17 protein-coding genes are annotated in these 18,855 nt (G+C 63.3%); 10 read left to right on the top strand and 7 right to left on the bottom strand.

Annotation, left to right across the window (positions count from 1 at the left end; genetic code table 11):
- Nucleotides 1-76: 76 nt before the first annotated feature.
- On the bottom strand, nt 77-1,024 hold the full coding sequence (locus ACE1EY_RS07330; protein ID WP_370299822.1) for an alpha/beta fold hydrolase: 948 nt from the start codon (nt 1,022-1,024) through the stop codon (nt 77-79).
- A gap of 124 nt (nt 1,025-1,148) precedes the next feature.
- Between ACE1EY_RS07330 and ACE1EY_RS07325 the strand changes: the two genes are divergently transcribed.
- On the top strand, nt 1,149-1,646 hold the full coding sequence (locus ACE1EY_RS07325) for a MauE/DoxX family redox-associated membrane protein (RefSeq protein WP_291512656.1): 498 nt from the start codon (nt 1,149-1,151) through the stop codon (nt 1,644-1,646).
- Between the two features lie 24 nt (nt 1,647-1,670).
- On the opposite strand, the gene ACE1EY_RS07320 is transcribed toward ACE1EY_RS07325, so the two are convergent.
- Entirely contained in the window at nt 1,671-3,692 is a 2,022-nt protein-coding gene (locus tag ACE1EY_RS07320; protein ID WP_370299820.1) for an FAD-dependent oxidoreductase, read from the bottom strand.
- Nucleotides 3,693-3,731: 39 nt separating this feature from the next.
- Nucleotides 3,732-4,553, bottom strand: a complete 822-nt coding sequence (locus ACE1EY_RS07315) for a crotonase/enoyl-CoA hydratase family protein (protein ID WP_291512658.1) — start codon at nt 4,551-4,553, stop codon at nt 3,732-3,734.
- A 65-nt stretch (nt 4,554-4,618) separates the two neighbouring features.
- On the opposite strand from ACE1EY_RS07315, the gene ACE1EY_RS07310 reads away from it, so the two are divergent.
- From ACE1EY_RS07310 to mltF, 4 genes are all read left to right on the top strand, one after another.
- The gene (locus ACE1EY_RS07310) at nt 4,619-5,155 is read left to right on the top strand and encodes a PadR family transcriptional regulator (RefSeq protein ID WP_370299819.1); all 537 of its coding nucleotides are present in this window, start codon (nt 4,619-4,621) and stop codon (nt 5,153-5,155) included.
- Between the two features lie 62 nt (nt 5,156-5,217).
- The gene (locus tag ACE1EY_RS07305) at nt 5,218-6,141 is read left to right on the top strand and encodes a histone deacetylase (RefSeq protein WP_370299818.1); all 924 of its coding nucleotides are present in this window, start codon (nt 5,218-5,220) and stop codon (nt 6,139-6,141) included.
- Complete coding sequence (locus tag ACE1EY_RS07300; RefSeq protein ID WP_370299817.1) at nt 6,138-7,007, top strand: DUF6279 family lipoprotein; 870 nt, start codon at nt 6,138-6,140, stop codon at nt 7,005-7,007. The genes ACE1EY_RS07305 and ACE1EY_RS07300 overlap by 4 nt, the downstream gene beginning before the upstream one ends.
- A gap of 76 nt (nt 7,008-7,083) precedes the next feature.
- Nucleotides 7,084-8,454: a membrane-bound lytic murein transglycosylase MltF gene (gene mltF, locus ACE1EY_RS07295; RefSeq protein ID WP_291512662.1), complete on the top strand. Its 1,371-nt coding sequence runs from the start codon at nt 7,084-7,086 to the stop codon at nt 8,452-8,454.
- Between the two features lie 29 nt (nt 8,455-8,483).
- Here the strand turns inward: mltF and ACE1EY_RS07290 are convergent, their stop codons facing one another.
- Both ACE1EY_RS07290 and ACE1EY_RS07285 read right to left on the bottom strand, forming a co-directional pair.
- Nucleotides 8,484-10,439: a hypothetical protein gene (locus ACE1EY_RS07290; RefSeq protein WP_291512663.1), complete on the bottom strand. Its 1,956-nt coding sequence runs from the start codon at nt 10,437-10,439 to the stop codon at nt 8,484-8,486.
- A 218-nt stretch (nt 10,440-10,657) separates the two neighbouring features.
- On the bottom strand, nt 10,658-11,575 hold the full coding sequence (locus ACE1EY_RS07285; protein ID WP_291512664.1) for a 5'-3' exonuclease H3TH domain-containing protein: 918 nt from the start codon (nt 11,573-11,575) through the stop codon (nt 10,658-10,660).
- Between the two features lie 26 nt (nt 11,576-11,601).
- Here ACE1EY_RS07285 and ACE1EY_RS07280 point away from each other — a divergent pair, with 26 nt between their 5' ends.
- The 5 genes from ACE1EY_RS07280 (at nt 11,602) to ACE1EY_RS07260 (ending at nt 16,630) form a co-directional block, all read left to right on the top strand.
- The gene (locus tag ACE1EY_RS07280; RefSeq protein WP_291512665.1) at nt 11,602-12,351 is read left to right on the top strand and encodes a hypothetical protein; all 750 of its coding nucleotides are present in this window, start codon (nt 11,602-11,604) and stop codon (nt 12,349-12,351) included.
- A 120-nt stretch (nt 12,352-12,471) separates the two neighbouring features.
- Entirely contained in the window at nt 12,472-13,608 is a 1,137-nt protein-coding gene (locus tag ACE1EY_RS07275; protein WP_291512666.1) for a Re/Si-specific NAD(P)(+) transhydrogenase subunit alpha, read from the top strand.
- Nucleotides 13,609-13,652: 44 nt separating this feature from the next.
- Entirely contained in the window at nt 13,653-13,904 is a 252-nt protein-coding gene (locus tag ACE1EY_RS07270; RefSeq protein ID WP_370299823.1) for an NAD(P) transhydrogenase subunit alpha, read from the top strand.
- 10 nt (nt 13,905-13,914) lie between these two features.
- Nucleotides 13,915-15,288, top strand: a complete 1,374-nt coding sequence (locus tag ACE1EY_RS07265; protein ID WP_291512668.1) for an NAD(P)(+) transhydrogenase (Re/Si-specific) subunit beta — start codon at nt 13,915-13,917, stop codon at nt 15,286-15,288.
- Between the two features lie 139 nt (nt 15,289-15,427).
- Nucleotides 15,428-16,630 carry a diguanylate cyclase gene (locus tag ACE1EY_RS07260; protein WP_373928061.1) on the top strand — a complete coding sequence of 401 codons (1,203 nt, stop codon included), beginning with the start codon at nt 15,428-15,430 and terminating at the stop codon, nt 16,628-16,630.
- A gap of 6 nt (nt 16,631-16,636) precedes the next feature.
- On the opposite strand, the gene ACE1EY_RS07255 is transcribed toward ACE1EY_RS07260, so the two are convergent.
- Nucleotides 16,637-17,428: an alpha/beta hydrolase gene (locus tag ACE1EY_RS07255; RefSeq protein ID WP_291512670.1), complete on the bottom strand. Its 792-nt coding sequence runs from the start codon at nt 17,426-17,428 to the stop codon at nt 16,637-16,639.
- Nucleotides 17,429-17,570: 142 nt separating this feature from the next.
- Nucleotides 17,571-18,806, bottom strand: a complete 1,236-nt coding sequence (kynU, locus tag ACE1EY_RS07250) for a kynureninase (protein WP_370299815.1) — start codon at nt 18,804-18,806, stop codon at nt 17,571-17,573.
- Nucleotides 18,807-18,855: the final 49 nt, after the last annotated feature.

Here is an 18,855-nt window from a genome sequence, read left to right as displayed (position 1 = left end):
GTTGGCTGGCCCGCGGGGTGCACCGCTGACCCGAGCTGGGGATAAGCCCGCACCCGGCCCCGATCCACTCCAGCCATCACAGGCCGGCCGGCGTATGCCGATCAATGAACGGCCCGTACAACTCCACCGTGGCCCGCGGATCTTCAATCATCGGGCAATGCCCCATGCCTTCCATGATGGCCAACTCGGAGTTCGGCAGCAGGTCGTCCATCACCCGCGCTGCGGATACGTGAATCAGGCGGTCCGAGTCGCCCCAGATGATCAGCGTCGGGGTCTGGATCTCCGGTAATACCGGCTCCAGCCGGAACAGATTCGTACGGTACTCGACAAAGATTTTCTGGCGGAAGTCCGCGTTTTCGATCGCGCGCTGAGCCAGCGCTTCGACCACGAACGGGGGCACCCACGGCTTGTCCTCGAACACCATGTCCACCATGTGGTCGTAGTCCTCCCGCGTGCGCGGAATCAGCGCGACGCGTCCGGTTGCCTCGACCTCGCGCGCAAGCTCGCTGGGGACGGGGGATTCGACACCGGCAGCATCCAGTAGCCCCAAGGACAGCAGCTTTTCAGGGTAGCTGTGGGCGTACGCGGCGGCGAGATTCCCCCCCATGGAGTTGCCTGCCAGATGAAAGCGCTCCAGCCCGAGGGTTTCGACGAAGGCCGCAAGCCGGTCACGCTGGCTGGCGATGTCGTAGGACTGATCCTCATGCCGGGCGTTGCCACCGAAACCCGGCAGGTCAGGAGCGATCACGCGGTGATCTGGGGTCAAATGGCCGCCAAAACGCGTCCAATTGTCCTTATCACCCCCGAACCCGTGGAGCAGCAGGACAACGTCGCCTTCGCCACCGTCGAGGTACGGCCAGGTATCGCCGTCCACATTCACCGACTTAACGCTGAGCATGGCGCGGTCACGCTCGGCGCGCAGCGCCAGTTCGAATGCTTCCTGGGGATGCGTCTCGATGTACGCGTAGGTGCCCAGGCCCAGTAGGCCGATGACGATGCCGGCGGCGATCAAGAACTTTGACATGGCATCCCTGCGTTGCTTTTAAAAATCAGCAGACATCATAATGAATCTGGACTCGGGCCTCGCCTGAGCAACGACAGGAAGCCCGGCATCGACCTGGCGCGTTGGTCTGGGGAAAAACAAGCACATGAGCGAGCCCGCCTTCAACCGCATCGGTCGGCTGTTCTTTGGCAGCCTGCTGATAGTGTCTGCGCTGACCAAGCTGGTGGACCTGACGGGCTTTGTCTCGGTGGTGAGTACCTACGGCCTGTTGCCCGACTGGGGCCCCCTACCGATGGCGCTGGCCTCAGTCGCGGGTGAAGCCACCCTGGGCCTCTGGCTTTGGAGCGGTCGCCGCGCGCCCGTGTCGAGCCTGTTGCTGGTGGTGTTGCTGGTGCTCTACTGCAGCTGGCTCTCTTTCGCTTACCTGGATGGGCGCCGCCTGGACAACGCAGGCACCTTTGGCACCGTGATCCCGCTGCGGGTCAGCCTCGGACTGGTGCTGTGCCAGCTTGGACTACTCGCCGCAGCGTTCTTCCTGTGGTCCTCTGTCACCGCCCACCAACTGCGACAGCAGCTGGCGGTGGCCGCGAATGACCTCCGGGGTCACGGGATTTCAACCAAACCGCCAACAGGAACGTCCTAGAGTTTCCCTAGCGAATCACCAAAGCTAGACCACCGCCGCCAGCTCGCTGGCCTGACGAATCGCGCGCTTCGCGTCGAGTTCGGCAGCCACATCGGCGCCGCCGATCAGGTGGTAGGTCTTGCCAGCGGATTCCAGTCCGTCCACCAGCTCTCGCAGTGGCTCCTGACCGGCGCAGATGACAACGTGGTCCACGTCCAACACCTGTGGCTCGTCGCCGATGAAGATGTGCAGACCGAGATCGTCGATGCGGTCGTAGGTCACGTTGCCGATCATCTGCACCTGCTTGTCCATCAGGCTGGTGCGGTGCACCCAGCCGCTGGTCTTGCCCAGGCGCTTGCCGAGTTTTTCATCCTTGCGTTGCAGCAAGTAGACCGTGCGCGCCGGCGGTTCCGGCTGCTTGGGGAGCAGACCACCGGGCGTGCTGACGCTGAGATCCACGCCCCATTCCTCGCGCCAGGCAGCGGCATCCAACGTCGGCGATGTGTCCTGCACCAGAAACTCGGACACATCGAAGCCGATCCCGCCGGCCCCGACGACGGCCACCGTCTTGCCAACGGGCGCGTTGTTGCGCAGCACGTCGGTGTAGATGAGCACCTTGTCGTGGTCGATACCGGGAATATGCGGCACGCGGGGGCTGACGCCGGTGGCGAGCACGACCTCGTCAAAACCCGCATCGGTTAGCTGCTCCACGGTGGCTTCGGTGTTCAGCTTCACAGTCACCCCGGCGACTTCGAGCTGGCGCTGGTAGTACTGCAGCGAGAACTCGAACTCCTCCTTGCCGGGAATGCGCTTGGCCATGTTGAACTGCCCGCCGACCTGGTCTGCCTTGTCGAACAGCGTGACCTGGTGCCCGCGTTTTGCAGCCTCGACAGCGAAGGCGAGGCCGGCCGGCCCGGCACCGACCACGGCGAAGTGCTTCGGCGCCGTGGTCGGCTCGAAGTTCAGTTCGGTCTCGTGGCAGGCGCGCGGGGTCACCAGCCAACTGGCCCGCTTGAGCTGGGAGGTGTGGTCCAGGCAGGCCTGGTTGCAGGCGATGCAGATGTTGATCTCATCCGCGCGACCGTCGGCGGCCTTGTTCACGAAGGCGGCATCCGCGAGCAGCGGCCGAGCCATGGACACCATGTCCGCCTGACCGGCGGCGAGTATGTCCTCGGCGACCTTCGGGTCGTTGATGCGGTTGGTGGTGATCAGCGGGATCGACAGCTCGGACTTCATCCGCTGCGTCACTTCGACAAAGGCCGCGCGCGGCACCGAGGTGACGATGGTGGGCACCCGCGCCTCGTGCCAGCCAATGCCGGTGTTGATAATCGTGGCGCCGGCGGCCTCGACCGCCTTGCCTTGGTAGACGATCTCGTCCCAGGTGTTGCCGCCTTCGACCAGATCCAGCATCGATAGCCGGTAGACGATGATGAAATCCTCGCCGACCGCCGCGCGGACGTGCTTGACCACTTCCACCGGCAGGCGGCAGCGATTTTCCACCGAACCGCCCCACTGATCGCTGCGATGGTTGGTGCGCGCACAGGTGAACTGGTTTAGAAAATAGCCTTCGCTGGCCATGATCTCGACACCGTCGTAACCGGCTTCCTTCGCCAGCTTTGCCGCGCGGGCGTAGGCCTTGATCTGACGCCAGATGCCCCAGTTCGACAACCCACGCGGTCGGAACGGATTAATCGGCGCTTTGACCGACGAGGCCGACACCGACAACGGGTGGTAGCTGTAGCGTCCGGCATGCAGCAGCTGCAGGCAGATTTTGCCGCCCTCTTCATGCACGGCGTCGGTGACCTGACGGTGGCGGTCAACCTCCCGCCGCGACGACAGCTTGGACGCCATGGGATAAAGCCAGCCTTCCATATTCGGCGAAAACCCGCCGGTCACGATCAGCCCCACGCCGCCGGCGGCGCGCTCGCGGAAGTAGGCAGCGAGCTTGGGGAAATCCTTGACCTTGTCTTCCAGGCCGGTGTGCATCGACCCCATCAGCACGCGGTTGCGCAGGGTTGTGAAACCGAGATCAAGAGGCTGTAGCAGATGAGGATAGGAACTGGTCACGTGAAGATTCTCTTGTGCTGCCTGAGGTTGAGGAAGGGCCTAGCCCAGCTTGCGGGGTTCGTACGGCGTGCTGGCCTCGCCAGTCTCCGACTGCGCGATCTCGGCATTGCGCTTGGCGGCGATACGCTGGTTCTTGCGCCCCATGAGCTTGCGCTGCCAGCGACGTTCGGCCGCCAATGCGCCGGCCTCGTCTGCCAGCCAGGCGTCGTGAATCAGCGCCTTGCCGGCGGCGATGGCGTCTGGCGAACGGGTCAGCATTTCGGCGATGAGCTCTTCCGCCTTGGCGGCCGGGTCTTCGGCGAGATGCGTCACCAGTCCGAGATCCAGGGCTTGCTCGCCTGACAGCACGCGCCCGGTGAAGGTCAGCTCCTTGGCGACGTCCATCGGCAGCAGCTCGCGCAGCGTGACCATGCCGCTCATGTCCGGCACCAAACCCCACTTCGCCTCCATGACGGAGAGTTTGGAATCCGGGGTCGCGATGCGGATGTCGGCGGCCAGCGCCAGCTGAATGCCCGCCCCGAAGCAGTTGCCATGAATCGTCGCGATCACCGGCACCGGCAGCGCCCGCCAGACCATGCCCCATTGCTGGAAGATGTTGGTCACCGGACTGTGCAGCGCCGCGAGGCCGTGGGCCATGCGCTTGGGGTCGGCAAACATCGCTTTCACATCCAGACCGGCGCAGAAGCTCGGTCCGTTGCCTGACAGCACCACGGCGCGCAGATCTCGATCCTTGGCCAGCGATTGCCCGGTCTTCACGACCGACTTGAGCATGGTGAAGTCCATGCCGTTGTGTTTTTCCGGGCGGTTCAGGCGCACATGGGCAATGTCGCCCTGGCGGTCGATGATGACGCGTTCGCTCACGGGGAATCCTCTGCGGGCCAGATGCGGGGGTCGACGTTATATGCACCTTGTTGCATAGTCAACCGATGTCATTGAAACACGCCATCCTGGTTTCGCTGGCCGAGCGGCCCGCCTCCGGCTACGACCTGGTGAGCCGCTTCGACCGTTCCATCGGTTATTTCTGGCGCGCCAGTCACCAGCAGATGTATCGCGAACTGCCCAAGCTGGAGGCAGCCGGATGGGTCTCCGCCGAGGCGGTCGCACAATCCGGCAAGCCCGATAAACGGGTGTACGCGATCACCGATGCCGGCCGTGGCGCGCTAACCGAGTGGCTAAAGGCCCCGGTCGGCCCCGAGCCCGTACGCGAAAGTCTGATGGTCAAAGTACGTGGCGCGGCACTTCTCGGTGCAGCGCATGTACTGCCCGAAATTCGACGCCACCGGCAATTGCATGCCGACAAACTCACGCTGTTCCAGCAGATCGAGCAAGGCGATTTCAGCAACGGACCGGGCGACGACCCCACCCGGCGCTGTCGGTATCTGGCACTACGTAGCGGCGTGCTCTACCACCACAGCTGGGTCACGTGGTGCGATGAGGCGCTGGCGCTCCTCACCACCGGTTAAGCCGCTGCTCAAGCCGCTTCGCCAGCGACCACGCCAGGGAAACACATGGTCAATTCAGCTTCGTGAACCGCCTGCCCATCGTCTATCACCCGGTTTATTCCCAGGTGTTGCTACCCGATCGCCATCCGTTTCCGATGAGCAAGTTCGGCATGCTGCACGCGGAATTGCTCGCGCAGGGGATCGCGACGGCCGACCAGTTTCATGTGCCGGAACCCGCCGACACCGCGCGGTTGGCGCTCGTGCACAGTCGCGACTACCTCCGGCGTTTTCTCCACGGGGAGCTGAGTGCGGCCGAAATCCGGCGTCAGGGGCTACCGTGGTCCCGCGGCTTGGTCACACGGTCGGTCACGGCCGTGGGCGGCACCTGTCATACCCTGCAGTTGGCGCTGGACCTTGGTCTGGCGACGCATTGCGCAGGCGGCACCCACCACGCCCATCACGACTTCGGCTCGGGCTACTGTCTGCTCAATGACCTCGCCGTCGCTGCCGCCTGGGCGTTGCACACGGGGCGGGCCTCGCGGGTACTCGTCATCGACTGCGATGTGCATCAGGGCGACGGAACCGCCCGAATCTTCGAGCACGACCCCCGCGTGTTCACCTTGTCCTTTCATGCCGCGACCAACTTTCCTGCGCGTAAGGCTCAAAGTGATCGGGACGTGGCCCTGCCGCGCGATACCGGGGATGCCGCCTATCTTCAGGCGCTGGCGGACCACGTTCCAGCGGTCGTCGAGAGCTTTCAACCCGATTGCGTGCTCTACGACGCCGGTGCGGACGTCCATGTCGCTGACCGGCTCGGTCACCTTGCGCTGAGCGACGACGGCATGCGCGCCCGCGACCGCTACGTGATCGAACAATGTCTGCAACGGGCGGTGCCCATCGCCTGCGTCATTGGCGGGGGCTACGATCGGGACGTGCCGACCCTGGTGAAACGACACGCCTTTCTGCATGAACAGGCCAGCCTATGCTTCGACCAATGGATCAAATGAATCGACATATCAGGCGTTTCGCCGTCGCGGGGCTGGTTGCCGTCTGGGCGCTGAGCGGCAGCGGTTGCAGTACCGCGACGAAGTTCGGCTACAACCACCTCGACTGGTTCGCCAAACGCGAAATCGGCAAATACTTCGACCTGACCCAGCGCCAGGAAGACTGGTTCAAGCCGCGCTTCGAGGCCCTGTGGTTGTGGCACCGCCACGAACAGCTGCCGCTTTACGTTGCAGATTTGCGCAGCCTCGCCGAGCAGGCGCAACAACCATTGAGCCGGGAACACATCACACAGGCGCTGACGATGATCCAGGGCCATGTCAGGCGGACGCTGGAACGCGCCACGCCCGAAACCGTGACCTTGCTGGCGATGCTGGACGACGCGCAGGTTGCCTCGCTGCTCGAGGAGGTGGACGACAACATCGCAGAGGCGGCCGAAAAACTGGAAGACCAGACAGACGAGGACCGACGCGAGGATGCGGTCAAACGCGTGAAGAACTGGATGGAAGACCGCTACGGCCGCCTGAGCGATGATCAAAAGGCGCTGATCGAAGACTGGTCTCGAACCCGCGAATCCCGGCCCGCCGAGTGGCTGGATCATTCGCGTCGCTGGCGTGATGCCTTCGCGCTCACGCTTGCAAGCCGCGATGAGCCCGGCTTCGCGGAGCGCGCCGCCCACCTGCTCTTTGATGATGCCGCGCTTGTTCCCGAACACTTGCTTGCGCTCCGCCAGCGCAACGAAGATCGCTGGCTGGACCTGGCCGCGGCGATCAGCGCCATCACCACCGAACGCCAGCGCGCCAAGCTGGTGGATTACATCTCCGACTTCGCCAAGGACTTCGACAAGCTTGCCCAGCAGCGGCGCGACTGACACTCCCTGTTCACCCTGCCGATACGCCGGGTTTGGTAGCGTCGGACGGCGAAGCTGGAATGAACGGGGACGTGTTTTGTACCGAACTCTGCTCGCGCTCGGCGCGGCATGGCTGGCCGGCTGCGGCGCTGGCGACATATCGACAGGCCCGGCTGATCCGCCGGGCGCCGAAGTCCGTGATCTGAACGCCATTAAGGCCGCCGGGGTCTTGCGGGTGGCCACGCGCAATGCCCCCACCACCTGGTACGTCGACCGGTTCGGACAGCCCGCCGGGCTGGAGTTCGACCGGGTGTCGGCGTTTGCACAGTCCCTGGGCCTGTCCCTGGAACTGGTAGAGGCCGATTCCACCGCCAGCGTTCTGGAAGCCGTTGCCAGCGGCCGGGCCGATCTCGCAGCGGCCGGCCTTACGGTCACGCCGGCCCGGGCCGAACGCTTCGCGTTCTCCAAGCCAACGCTGCAAATCACCGAACAGGTGATCTGTAACCGTGATGGCGCCCGTGCCAAATCGCTGGACACGCTGTCGTCGGTTTCGCTCAAGGTCGCAAGGCGCAGTAGCTATGCGGACACGCTGACAACCCTGGCTGAATCCTCACCAGGCCTCGCCGTGAGTACGGCGGATGCGACCACCGAATCGTTACTGCGCCAAGTGTGGTCGAAGACCCTGGATTGCACGGTCGCCGATTCGCATATCTTCGCGCTCAATCGGCGGTACTTCCCGACCCTGATCGCCGAGTTCCCGCTCACCGGCCTGCGCGATCTCGCCTGGGCCATGCCATTGCAATCGACGCGACTGACCAAGGCCGTGAATACCTGGCTGGGCAAGGCGGAGACGGCTGCCTTGATGTCCGCCACCCAGACGCGTTACCTCGCCGCCACGGAGGAGTTTGATTTTGTCGACATGCGGGCGTTTACCCGCCGGATCGACGAGCGATACCCCAAGCTCGACCGCCATTTCCAGCGCGCGGGAGAGACGCACAACGTGGACCCGGTTCTGCTCGCAGCCCAGGCATATCAGGAATCGCACTGGGACCCGAAGGCCAAGAGTCCAACCGGCGTGCGCGGCGTGATGATGCTCACCCAACCTACCGCAAAGTCACTGGGCGTCACTGACCGCCTCGACCCGCGGCAAAGCATAAATGGCGGAAGCGAGTACCTGGCCAAGATGAAGGGCCGATTTTCCGATGAAGTGAAGGAACCGGACCTCACCTATCTGGCACTCGCCGCCTACAACATCGGCCGTGCCCACATGCACGACGCCCAGTCACTGGCGCGCGAAATGGGCAAGAGCCCCTATGAATGGGAGGACATGAAAACCGTCCTGCCGCTGCTATCCGATAAGTCGGTGTATCCCAAGCTCAAATATGGCTACGCCCGAGGCCACGAACCGGTTCGCTATGTGGCGCGTATCCAGACGTACTCCGACGTGCTGGTCGAGCATCTGGAGTAACGATGGCTGAACGGCACCCAGCGCCGGCGCTAAGGCGCGACACCGCAAGCGAAACCCTGGACGCGCGGTCGCTCAATCGTCAGTTCGCCTTCCTCGACCCGGTCCACGGCCTCGTCAATTGCGCCGTTCACGACCGCATCCATCCAGTCGAAAATGTGCACGCCATCGGCGAGCGCCTGCTGGGTCTCGGGTAGCGACGTGTCGTAAAACTCATCCTTGTTGATGAATCCGTGGATACCCTCGCCGAGGTTGGCTGGCAGAAAGGCCTGCAGCGCCGGGTCTCCCCGCAGCTGGCAATAGACATCGCGCAGGCCGTTAATCCACTGCTCGCGATTGTCCGCCAGTGTCACACCGCCGGCCGCGATCATGAATCCCTGGGTGCGCGCCTGCGTATGGTCGTTCTGTGCCGAACTGAGCATCAGGCGTTGGCGACTCACCTCTAGCAGGCGCTCGAGGTGTCGAGGAATGATCACATCGGACTTCGCACACTCGTCAGCAAAACAATACGGCGGCAGGTAGGGCTGCTGACCCCAGGTCTGGCCGATCAACGCAAAGAAGGTGTCGAAGTTCGGGACTAGCCCACCACCTTGCACGATCGCGGCATGGGCCTGAGCCACGGTGTTCCGCCAACGCAGTTCATCAAGGACATAGTGCAGGTTGTACTGCACACCGTAGCCACCGGATGACGTACCCGAGAAGAACACATCCCATTGGTCAGGCCGGTAGCCCAGCGGGTCGCTGGCGCGCACGCGCTGCCAGACCACGTCCCGCAAAATCTCCAGCGCCGCCCGGAGATTCACCCCACCGTATCGGTAGATTGGACTCCTACCGGACGGTCCGGGGCCTGGGTCGTCCACGCCGCCGCCGACAAACAGGTCCTGGTTGCAAGACGGCAGATACAGCAGGCTGCGGTTAGCAAACGGGTTATCGGCCCGCACTCGCATGTAGCCGCCGAAACTCTCCTCCGGATGATCTCCCAAGGACTGGAATTTGGCGGGGTCTGTATTAGCGCATGTCCCCGCGGCGCAGGCGCCCGCGCCTTCCAGATGAATCAGTATCGAATCCATCCGTGCGGGTTCGGGTGCCAAGCGCAACCAGGGCGCATACGGGGATCCATCGCCGCAGCTCGTGCCCCACACATCAGAATCCATGATGAGCTGGAACGACTCCCCCCGCGGCAGTTCATGCAGCGATTGGTCTACCGGTTCTCCAGCGGAGTTACGGATTTCGATGCCCGCAAGACGCGTATTGTCAGGACCACACCGAAGCCCCAGCCGAGCGGTGTCCCCATGCGCAAGGGCGACGGCACATTCGGCCTGAGTCACCGCTCGGTGCAGATGCAGCATCGTGGGCGTTCCGAGCACCGACCCCAGCCCACGAGCAGGGCAAGCCGCGTCGACCGCTATGGCCGCATCTGTCTGGTGCTCAACCGCCCGCATCGCCGGATCGATACCGCAAGCCGGATCCAAGGCACATTGCGCGTAGTCATCGTAAACCGCAGCAAAGACGTGGCTGGATTGCTCAAAGGCCACCTGCAAGCAGCTGGCTTCGCCGTCGGTCGGACCTTGGGTGACCAGCGAAGCCTGCGGTCCGCCAAAATTCCTGGCAACTAATCGGTGGATGTCATCCGCACATCCCTGCGCCTGTTGGCGGGCAAACGCTCCCGGCTCCCAGCCCGGACCAAACCCGCCTAGGCGAATCGACTCGCCGCTGTTGCAGGCATCGCCCACACGTTCGATCAACCTGTTGGCTGCCGGGACAATCGCCTCCAGGCACGGCACGTTCTGGGTCTCGAGGCACAGGTTCTGATCGGCCAGCGCATCGGAATGGCAAGCGGCCACTTGTGTCGAAACCGCTACCGCGCATCCAAGAGCCTGCGCGCTAGGCTCTTCAAGCGGCGGCTCGGACGAGCCACAGGCTGAGAGCAGTAATATCGGCGCTGCCCGTAGCAGGTCGGACCAAGCTCGATGTCGCAGGTTGCGCATCCATGTCTCCTCGTATTCCAAGCCGCGCCTGAGGCCGACCAAGCCGTTCTCGACGCTTGTTGATTTAATGTTCTATGGCGAATCGCCATCTCGCCGAGTTGCGTCGTTATCACCGCAGCCCTGCGAGATGACCAACGCCGGTCTATTGTCCAGATGAAGCCGACAGTCGGATATACAACCCGTGGCGCGTCAACCTGTTGGTGCAGGCGCACCAAACATCAGGCGGCGGGTAGATTGGCACAGGCATCCAGCAGCCGACTGATCGCGCCGGTGCCGAGACCGGTTTCTCGGAGCAAGCTGTCTGCATCGGCTGGTGGGCAGCCCGTCCACTGCAGCCGTTCGACCGCGCATTCCAAGGGGATGTCGGTGACGATGCACGCCAGCTTGCGTGATCGCTCGGCGGCGTCACGCTGCTCATCCAGCAGCTTGCGCAGGCGTTTGGCGCCCCGCACAGGCATTGCCAGCACGGCATCCAGATCCGCGTAGATGCCATCGAGCGAGCCAAACCGAGTGAGCAGGGCGATGGCGGCCTTGGGGCCGACCCCCGCGATGCCGGGAATGTTGTCCACGGTGTCGCCGACCAGCGCCTGGTAGTCGAGCATTTGACTGGGCGTGACACCGAACTTGGCGGTAATGGCATCGCCATCCAGCCATTCGTCCTTGGCGAAGTCCCAGATGAGGTCGCCCGGGCCGAGCAGCTGCGCGAGATCCTTATCCGGGCTGACGATGATCGACGCAGCGCCGCTATCACGGGCGACCTGCACCAGCGTGCCGATGTAGTCGTCGGCCTCGAACTCCTCGCAGGCGAGGTGGTAGAGACCCAGCGCATCGCAGAGCTGCCGTGCCATCCGGAACTGATGCTTGAGTTCTTCCGGCGCCGATTCGCGGTTGGCCTTGTAGTTGGGATCGATCCGATTCCGGAACGAGCTGGTCAGGCTTTCATCGAAGGCGATCGCGATCTGGCGAGGGCCGCGCTCACGAATTAGCCGGCTCAGCATGTCGGAAAATCCCGTCAACGCGTTGATCGGACGGCCGACAGCATCGGTCATGGAATCCGGTAACGAGAACCAGGCGCGGAAGATGTAAACCGAGGCATCGATCAAGTAGACTCGCCGGTCCATCGTTTCGACGGTCATATTTGCCTGCTTCATATGGATTCCTGATGCGCGCCCTGATGTTTCTTTGCGCCGCGAGCGTAGCACCCGCCGCCATAGCCGATACCGTGTTGTCATTCGACACCACGGATGAAAGCGCGGCGTCGATGGTGCGGCTAGTGGACGGGGCGGTGCGTATCGACGGCGGCAAGTCGAATGAGTGGATGCTCTACCAGGCCAGCGAGGACACCCTGTTCATCGTCAGCCCTACCGACAAGAGCTACACCCGTATCGACGAAGCCGGAATCGCGAAACTCGGAGGGCAGATGGATGCCGCCCGCGCCGAGTGGGAAGCCGAAATGGACAAGCTGCCACCCGAGCAGCGCGCCATGGCGGAGCAGATGATGCAGCGCATGACCGGCGGACGATCACTGAAAAAAACCGCACCGCCGGAACCACAGGCCACAGGCTCCTCGCTGACCGTGGCTGGCGTGAAATGCGAGAACTATGTCGTCGAGCAACGTGGCGCAAAGGAAACACTTTGCGTTGCGGACCCGGATGATCTGGGTTTGTCGGATGAGGAGTACGAGACGGTACAGGCCATGTACGCCCTGCTCGCCAAGCTTGGCGAGGCGACCGGGTTTGCTGGCAGCGCCGCCCCTCGTGCTGACAAGTTACCCGGAGTACCGGTACTCATCGATAGCAGGGGAGGCCAACGCAAACAACGGCTCACAGGGGTCGAGCACCCTAATTTGGAGTCCAGCGTGTTTGCGCTCCCCAGTGGATACTCCGAACGCGACCCGAGCTCTCTTAAGTAGCGCCTGGACAGCGTCGGTATCGACGACACGACAAGGGAATCACCGAACGATTCACCTGAGCACGGGGATCGCTTGGTGTTGCCTAAAATTCAATTTGTTTGATCCGAGGAGCGCTTTCACATGACTGTGAAGCTGTTTGTACCCAAGGAGTCGGCGAGCGGGGAGAAGCGCGTTGCCATGGCTCCGGCTGTGGTCGATCGTGTGGTCCGCCTGGGCACGGATGTATCCGTGCAAACCGGTGCCGGTGCGGGAAGCCGAATTCCGGATACCGCGTTCAAGGACAAGGGCGCGAAAATCGTCAAGGCAAAGGCGACCGCAATCAAATCCGCCGATGTGATCCTGCGTGTCGCCCCGCCCGAGGCGGCCGACATCAAGAACATGAAGGCCGGCGCCATCCTGGCCAGCTTCGTGTACGCCCATCGCAATCCCGAGATCGTGAAAGCCCTGGCCGAGGCCAAGATCACGACACTGGCGATGGAACTGATCCCGCGTATTACCCGCGCTCAGGCGATGGACGCGCTGTCCTCGCAGGCTGCGGCCTCCGGCTACAAGGCGGCCCTGATCGCGGCCAGCGAACTGGAGCGCTTTCTGCCGATGCTGACAACAGCCGCCGGCACTATCCGTCCGGCCAAGGTGCTGGTCATCGGCGCCGGTGTCGCGGGTCTGCAGGCCATCGCCACAGCGCGTCGCCTCGGCGCGATGGTCGAAGCCTACGACGTGCGAACAGCCGCCAAGGAACAAGTTGAATCCCTCGGCGCCAAGTTCGTCATGGCGGACATCAAGGCCGATGCCGAAGGCGGCTACGCCCGCGAACTCAACGACGAGGAAAAGGCGGCCCAGCAGGCCATGCTGGAGAAACACATCGCCGCGGCCGACGCCGTCATCACAACAGCCTCGATTCCGGGCCGTCCCTCGCCAAAGATCATTTCCAAGGCGATGGTCGAGTCGATGAAGTCAGGCGCGGTGATTGTGGACCTGGCCGCCGAAGGCGGCGGCAACTGCGAACTCTCCGAACCCGGCAAGACGACCACCGTAGGCGAGGTCACCATCGTGGCGCCGCTCAACGTGCCGTCCATGCTCGCCGAGCATGCCAGCGAAATGTATGCCCGCAACCTGCTGAATTTGATGGAGTTGTTCATCAAGGAAGGCGAGCTGACGCTGGACCTGGAAGACGATGTCATCAAGGGCGCGTTGCTCACCCACGATGGCGAGATCGTCAACGAACAAGCCAAGCAGATTCTGGAGGGCTCCAAGTGACACCTGAACTTGCACTCACGGGCTTCGTCGCCCTGTACATCTTCATGCTCGCGGCCTTCACCGGCTACGAGATTATCGGCAAGGTGCCGGCGATTCTGCATACGCCGTTGATGTCCGGCTCCAACTTCGTGCACGGCATCGTGCTGGTCGGCGCGATGGTGGCACTGGGCCACGCCGACACCATTCTTGAACAGACCATCGGCTTCCTCGGTGTGGTGCTGGCCGCGGGCAACGCGGTCGGCGGTTACGTCGTGACCGAGCGAATGCTCGAGATGTTCAAGTCGAGCAAGGACTAAGGGGACAAGCATGAGTTTTCTGATTCAGGCGAGTTATTTCGTCGCCGCCGTCCTGTTCATTCTCGGCCTCAAGCGCATGGCGTCGCCGAGAACGGCGGTCAGCGGCATCAAGTGGGCCGGCATCGGCATGGTGCTCGCCGTGGTGGCCACGTTCTTCTACCCCGACCTGCATAACATCGGGCTGATCGTCACCGCGATCGTCATTGGCGGTGCGGCGGCGTGGATTTCCGGCAAGAAGGTCGAGATGACCGACATGCCGCAGATGGTGGCGCTTTACAACGGCATGGGCGGCGGCGCCGCGGGTGCGATCTCCGCGGTGGAGCTGTACTCCGGTGCGGCAACCTCACACGGCGCCGGCCTGGCCGCGCTGGCGGTGATCGGTGGCGTGATCGGTGCGGTTTCGCTGTCGGGCTCCGTCATCGCCTACGCCAAGTTGCAGGGCCTGATGAAAAAGGCCTGGTCCGTGCCGATGCACCAGGGCGTGAACGCGCTGATGGTGATCTTCCTGTTCGGTATTGGCCTGGCGTTGGCGACCTCTACCGGCCCTGGACCGTTCTGGATCACGGTGTTCTTCCTGATTGCGCTCACCCTGGGCGTGTTCATGACCACGCCCATCGGCGGCGCGGACATGCCCGTGGTGATCTCGCTCTACAACGCGCTCACCGGCCTGGCCGTGGCATTCGAAGGCTTCGTGCTCGGCAACGCGGCGATGATCATCGCCGGCACCGTGGTCGGGGCCGCCGGAACACTGCTCACCCTGCTGATGGCCAAGGCGATGAATCGTTCGCTGGCCAACGTGTTGTTCTCGGGCTTCGGTGCGAGTGACGGCGCGGAGTCTGACGGCCCGCAGGGCACGATGACGTCGGTCGAGGCCTCCGATGCGGCGATCTCGATGAGCTACGCGGGCAAGGTCATCATCGTGCCGGGTTACGGCATGGCCGTCGCCCAGGCCCAGCACAAGCTCTGGGAGTTCGCGCAGGCGCTGACCAAGGCCGATGTCGAGGTGAAGTTCGCAATCCACCCGGTCGCCGGCCGCATGCCCGGACACATGAACGTGCTGCTCGCCGAAGCCGGGGTGCCTTACGACATGATCTTCGATCTGGACGAGATCAACGAGGAATTCGCCCAGGCCGATGCGGCCCTGGTTATCGGCGCCAACGACGTCGTGAACCCGGCGGCTCGGACCAACGAATCCAGCCCGATCTATGGCATGCCCATCCTCAACGTCGATCAGGCCCGTGAGGTCTTCGTGATCAAGCGCGGCAAGGGCACCGGCTTCTCCGGTGTCGAGAACGAACTGTTCTTCGGCGAGAACACCAACATGGTGTTTGGCGATGCCAAGGAGGTTTGCAACAAGATGATCACTGGCCTCAAGGAGCTGTGATCACGTAAACGGAAAAGGCCCGCCACGTGCGGGCCTTTTCTATTGTTTACCCATGACTGTTATGTTTCCGCTTCGATAGGTGTTCGATGCTCGGGGGAGCAATCGGGGCACACCTTGCGTTGATTAGGGGTAGGCGCAGATGCAGTTGAGTAAAGCTTGGACCGGCCTCGATGCCTGGTCCGGGGTGCGGACGTGGTATCGCAACCATTTCCTGCAGATCGATCCTGACCAGGAAACCCGTTTTCAGCGTTCGTTCCTGCATGCCGGCCGCGGCCGACGCATGGTCGGCATCGTACTGCTCATCTTGATCGTGCCGACCGCGCCATGGGTGGTGCCCGCCGTCTTCCAGGTTCCGAGACCGGCATTCGAATCGATCCCATCATTGCTGTGGTGGATGACCTTGGGGTTCTCCCTGCTCAGCTTGGGCGTGAACTGGATGACCCAGTTGCGTCTGCGCCTGATCGCGGTGATTTCGGCGATGAACCTCTCCGCCATCGCATACCTGATGGCGTTGCGCGTAACCGCCAGCCACATCGGCTTCGACATTCCGATCACGGTGCCGGCGACTGTCATCGTTGGTTTCGGCGCCCTGGCGGGACTCACCGCCCGATACAACGTGGTGTTCTATCTGCTCGTCACCAGTTCGATTATTCTTGCAGAACTGTGCCTGGTAGCGCCGCAACCGTCGGTGATGATCGACATTTTCGCCGCGCTGATGATCTGCCTGGTCAGCTTTGTCGGCGCCTTGGCCGTTGAGCACGCCGCCCGAAGTGCATGGAAGGACACGTCGGACCTGGCCTACCGGGCGAACTACGACGACCTGACTGGCATGGCCTCACGCGCATATTTTCGCGAGCAGGTCGAGGCCTTGCTACAGGTGGCCCGCCGCGAAGAACGACCGGTGGCTCTGGCGATTCTTGATATCGACTACTTCAAATCGGTGAATGACCAGTACGGCCATGTGGTCGGCGACGAAGTCATACGCAGCGTCGGCGAGGAGATCCGCCTGCTATGTCGCCGTTCGACCGATGTCGCCGCGCGACTGGGCGGAGAGGAATACGCTTTGTTTCTCTATGGTGCCGACGCGTCGGACGCGCAGCGCATGCTCGGCGAGCTACTGCAACGCATCCGCGTTCTGCGACTCCACGATCCGGCCGGCCAGCCGATCGATCTTCGGGTGACGACTAGCTGCGGAATGTCGTCAGTGCCGCCCGGCGTGACGGCTACGCGCAATGACCTGCTGCTGACCGCCGACCGCCAACTTTATATCGCCAAGCAGTCGGGTCGGGACCGGCTTTGCTGGGAGCTGTTTCGAGGCGGCGCAGCGAAAGCCGACGCCTGACTCCGCTCAGTCGCTGTCGAGCGCAGCGTGAAGAAAGCCGGTGATCTGCAACCAAGATCCGCCGCCTGGAATCACCGGGTCGAAATGCCCCTCTCCCGCGACGATTCGCAGTGAAACAGGGTCGTCGGCCAACATCGCGGCCTGCGCGAACTGTTCAACCGATTCCGGCGAAACGATCGGATCGCTCGCACCATTGATGAGCAGCAGCGGCACGCGCAATGGCAACCTCGCGGCTGGCGACACCGCCGCATAACGCTCGCCGAGCTCATCAGGCGAACCGCCCATCACCTGATCCACGGCCGCATGGCAACTGCCATCCGGGCCGACGCGGTAAGTCTCCATATCGGTGATCGGAGCCAAGCCCACCACAGCGCGAATCGGCAGCGCGTGATCGGCCGGCAGCAGGCTGTGGGCGTCGTCGCGCGCGGCGGCCCACAGTGCCAGCTGACCACCCGCCGAGTGACCCAATGTCGCGACGCGACCGAGATCCAGGGGCCGGCTCGCCGCCAGTTCGCGTAGGTGATCGATCCCCGCGCCGACATCCAGGAATGTGCCCGGCCAGCCGCCATCCGGATCACCGATACGCCGATATTCAATCGACCAGGTCGCGAATCCCTGTTGTGTCAACGCAGCGGCCAGGTGGCTGAAGTACGTCAGGTCGAACTGCGATAGCCAGCACCCGCCGTGGATCATCACGACCACGGGGTGCGGGCCGGCCCCAGCAGGCAGACGCAACTCGCCATACTGCGGCGATGCCGGTCCGTAGTGCAGGCGCTCGCCGGGCGCCGGGAGCGGCATGGCTTGGACCTGAGACCAACTCAGCGGAGCCGACCGCGAAGGACTTCCGGTTCTCGTATCCCCCTCTGGTGGCTGGCTGGCACAGGCCCCCAGCAAACCGGCGGCGAATAAGGCGAGTCCACGTCTGGCAAACGGTGTCATGTCAGGTCACTCGATGTTGGGCCTGGAACTCAGGCAGGCGCCACCGGCCGGTGGCCATGATCTGACTCAGTCGCTCGCAGGCATCCCAGACATCCACATGACGCAAGTAGAGCGGCGTGAGGCCAAAGCGCAAGACGTCAGGGGTTCGGAAATCGCCCACCACGCCCTCTGCAATCAACGCCTGGCAGATCGGCCAGGCATGTCGATGACGCAGGCTGATCTGGCTGCCGCGGGCCTCCGCCTGTCTTGGCGTGATCAGGTCGAATCCAAGGCCGGCCAAAGGACCGTCAAAGCAGGCTGCCATCAGGTCGAACAGCTGCACGGATTTCTGCGCGACATCGGCCATACTGATTGCCGACCACGGTTCCAGCGCGGCATGCAGGCTCGCGAGGCTCAGCACCGGCGGGGTGCCCACCTGCCAGCGGTCCACTCCCGGCGCCGGGCGGTAGTGGTCCTCGAAAGCGAACGGATTGGCGTGGCCAAACCAGCCCGCAATCGGGTTGTGCAAGCGGTCCTGGAGCTGCGGCGACACGTATAGAAAAGCGGGCGCGCCCGGTCCACCGTTCAGAAATTTGTAGCCGCATCCGATGGCGAGATCAGCGCCACTGCCGGCCAGATCCACCGGGATCGCACCCGCGCTATGGGCCAGATCCCACAGCACCACAGCGCCCACAGCATGGGCACGCGCATTGATCGCCGCCATGTCGTGGCGTGCGCCGCTGCGGTAGTTCACATGGCTGAGCACGACGACCGCCACGCTGGCGTCGAGCGCATTCAGTAGTCCGTCAGCCTCGACCCGGCGTACCTGCACACCTGGTCGGCGCTGCGACACCGCATCGCTGATGTAAAGATCCGTCGGAAAATTGCCGGCTTCGGTCAGTATCGTGCGGCGATCGGGTGACAACGTCAGCGCTGCGGCCAACAGCTTGTAAAGATTAACTGACGTCGAGTCAGCGACCAGGACATCGTCCACTCCGGCACCAATCAGCGGCGCGATTCGCTGGCCGGTCTGTCGCGGCAGGTCCACCCAACCCGCGGTGTTCCAGCTTTTGATGAGCTGTTCGCCCCAGGCCTGCCTCAAGCTGTGCTCCACCGCTCGCGCCGACGCGGCGGTTAGCGGACCAAGCGAATTACCATCGAGATAAATCACCGCCGGCGGTAGCTCGAATTGCTCGCGAATGGCTGCCAGCGGGTCGGCGCTATCCAGCGCCTCCGCCGTTTGTCGAGATGCCTGCATAAGCCAAACATGCGACCTGCAAGGCGCGTGCGCAAGCGATGACGCAGCC

The sequence above is a fragment of the Abyssibacter sp. genome (assembly GCF_964229365.1).
Taxonomy (GTDB): Bacteria; Pseudomonadota; Gammaproteobacteria; order Nevskiales; family OUC007; genus Abyssibacter.
The sequence above is the reverse complement of the archived record's forward strand: the minus strand, read 5'-3'. Positions and strand labels throughout refer to the sequence as shown.

Excerpts from the sequence above, each read along its gene's own strand:
- ACE1EY_RS07280 (WP_291512665.1), top strand. The coding sequence starts at position 11,602 with ATGCGCGCCCTGATGTTTCTTTGCGCCGCGAGCGTAGCACCCGCCGCC.
- ACE1EY_RS07275 (WP_291512666.1), top strand. The coding sequence starts at position 12,472 with ATGACTGTGAAGCTGTTTGTACCCAAGGAGTCGGCGAGCGGGGAGAAG.
- ACE1EY_RS07255 (WP_291512670.1), bottom strand. The coding sequence starts at position 17,428 with ATGCCGCTCCCGGCGCCCGGCGAGCGCCTGCACTACGGACCGGCATCG.
- kynU (WP_370299815.1), bottom strand. The coding sequence starts at position 18,806 with ATGCAGGCATCTCGACAAACGGCGGAGGCGCTGGATAGCGCCGACCCG.
- ACE1EY_RS07260 (WP_373928061.1), top strand. The coding sequence starts at position 15,428 with ATGCAGTTGAGTAAAGCTTGGACCGGCCTCGATGCCTGGTCCGGGGTG.
- ACE1EY_RS07325 (WP_291512656.1), top strand. The coding sequence starts at position 1,149 with ATGAGCGAGCCCGCCTTCAACCGCATCGGTCGGCTGTTCTTTGGCAGC.
- ACE1EY_RS07300 (WP_370299817.1), top strand. The coding sequence starts at position 6,138 with ATGAATCGACATATCAGGCGTTTCGCCGTCGCGGGGCTGGTTGCCGTC.
- ACE1EY_RS07285 (WP_291512664.1), bottom strand. The coding sequence starts at position 11,575 with ATGACCGTCGAAACGATGGACCGGCGAGTCTACTTGATCGATGCCTCG.
- ACE1EY_RS07290 (WP_291512663.1), bottom strand. The coding sequence starts at position 10,439 with ATGCGCAACCTGCGACATCGAGCTTGGTCCGACCTGCTACGGGCAGCG.
- ACE1EY_RS07265 (WP_291512668.1), top strand. The coding sequence starts at position 13,915 with ATGAGTTTTCTGATTCAGGCGAGTTATTTCGTCGCCGCCGTCCTGTTC.
- ACE1EY_RS07270 (WP_370299823.1), top strand. The coding sequence starts at position 13,653 with ATGCTCGCGGCCTTCACCGGCTACGAGATTATCGGCAAGGTGCCGGCG.
- ACE1EY_RS07310 (WP_370299819.1), top strand. The coding sequence starts at position 4,619 with ATGTCATTGAAACACGCCATCCTGGTTTCGCTGGCCGAGCGGCCCGCC.
- ACE1EY_RS07330 (WP_370299822.1), bottom strand. The coding sequence starts at position 1,024 with ATGTCAAAGTTCTTGATCGCCGCCGGCATCGTCATCGGCCTACTGGGC.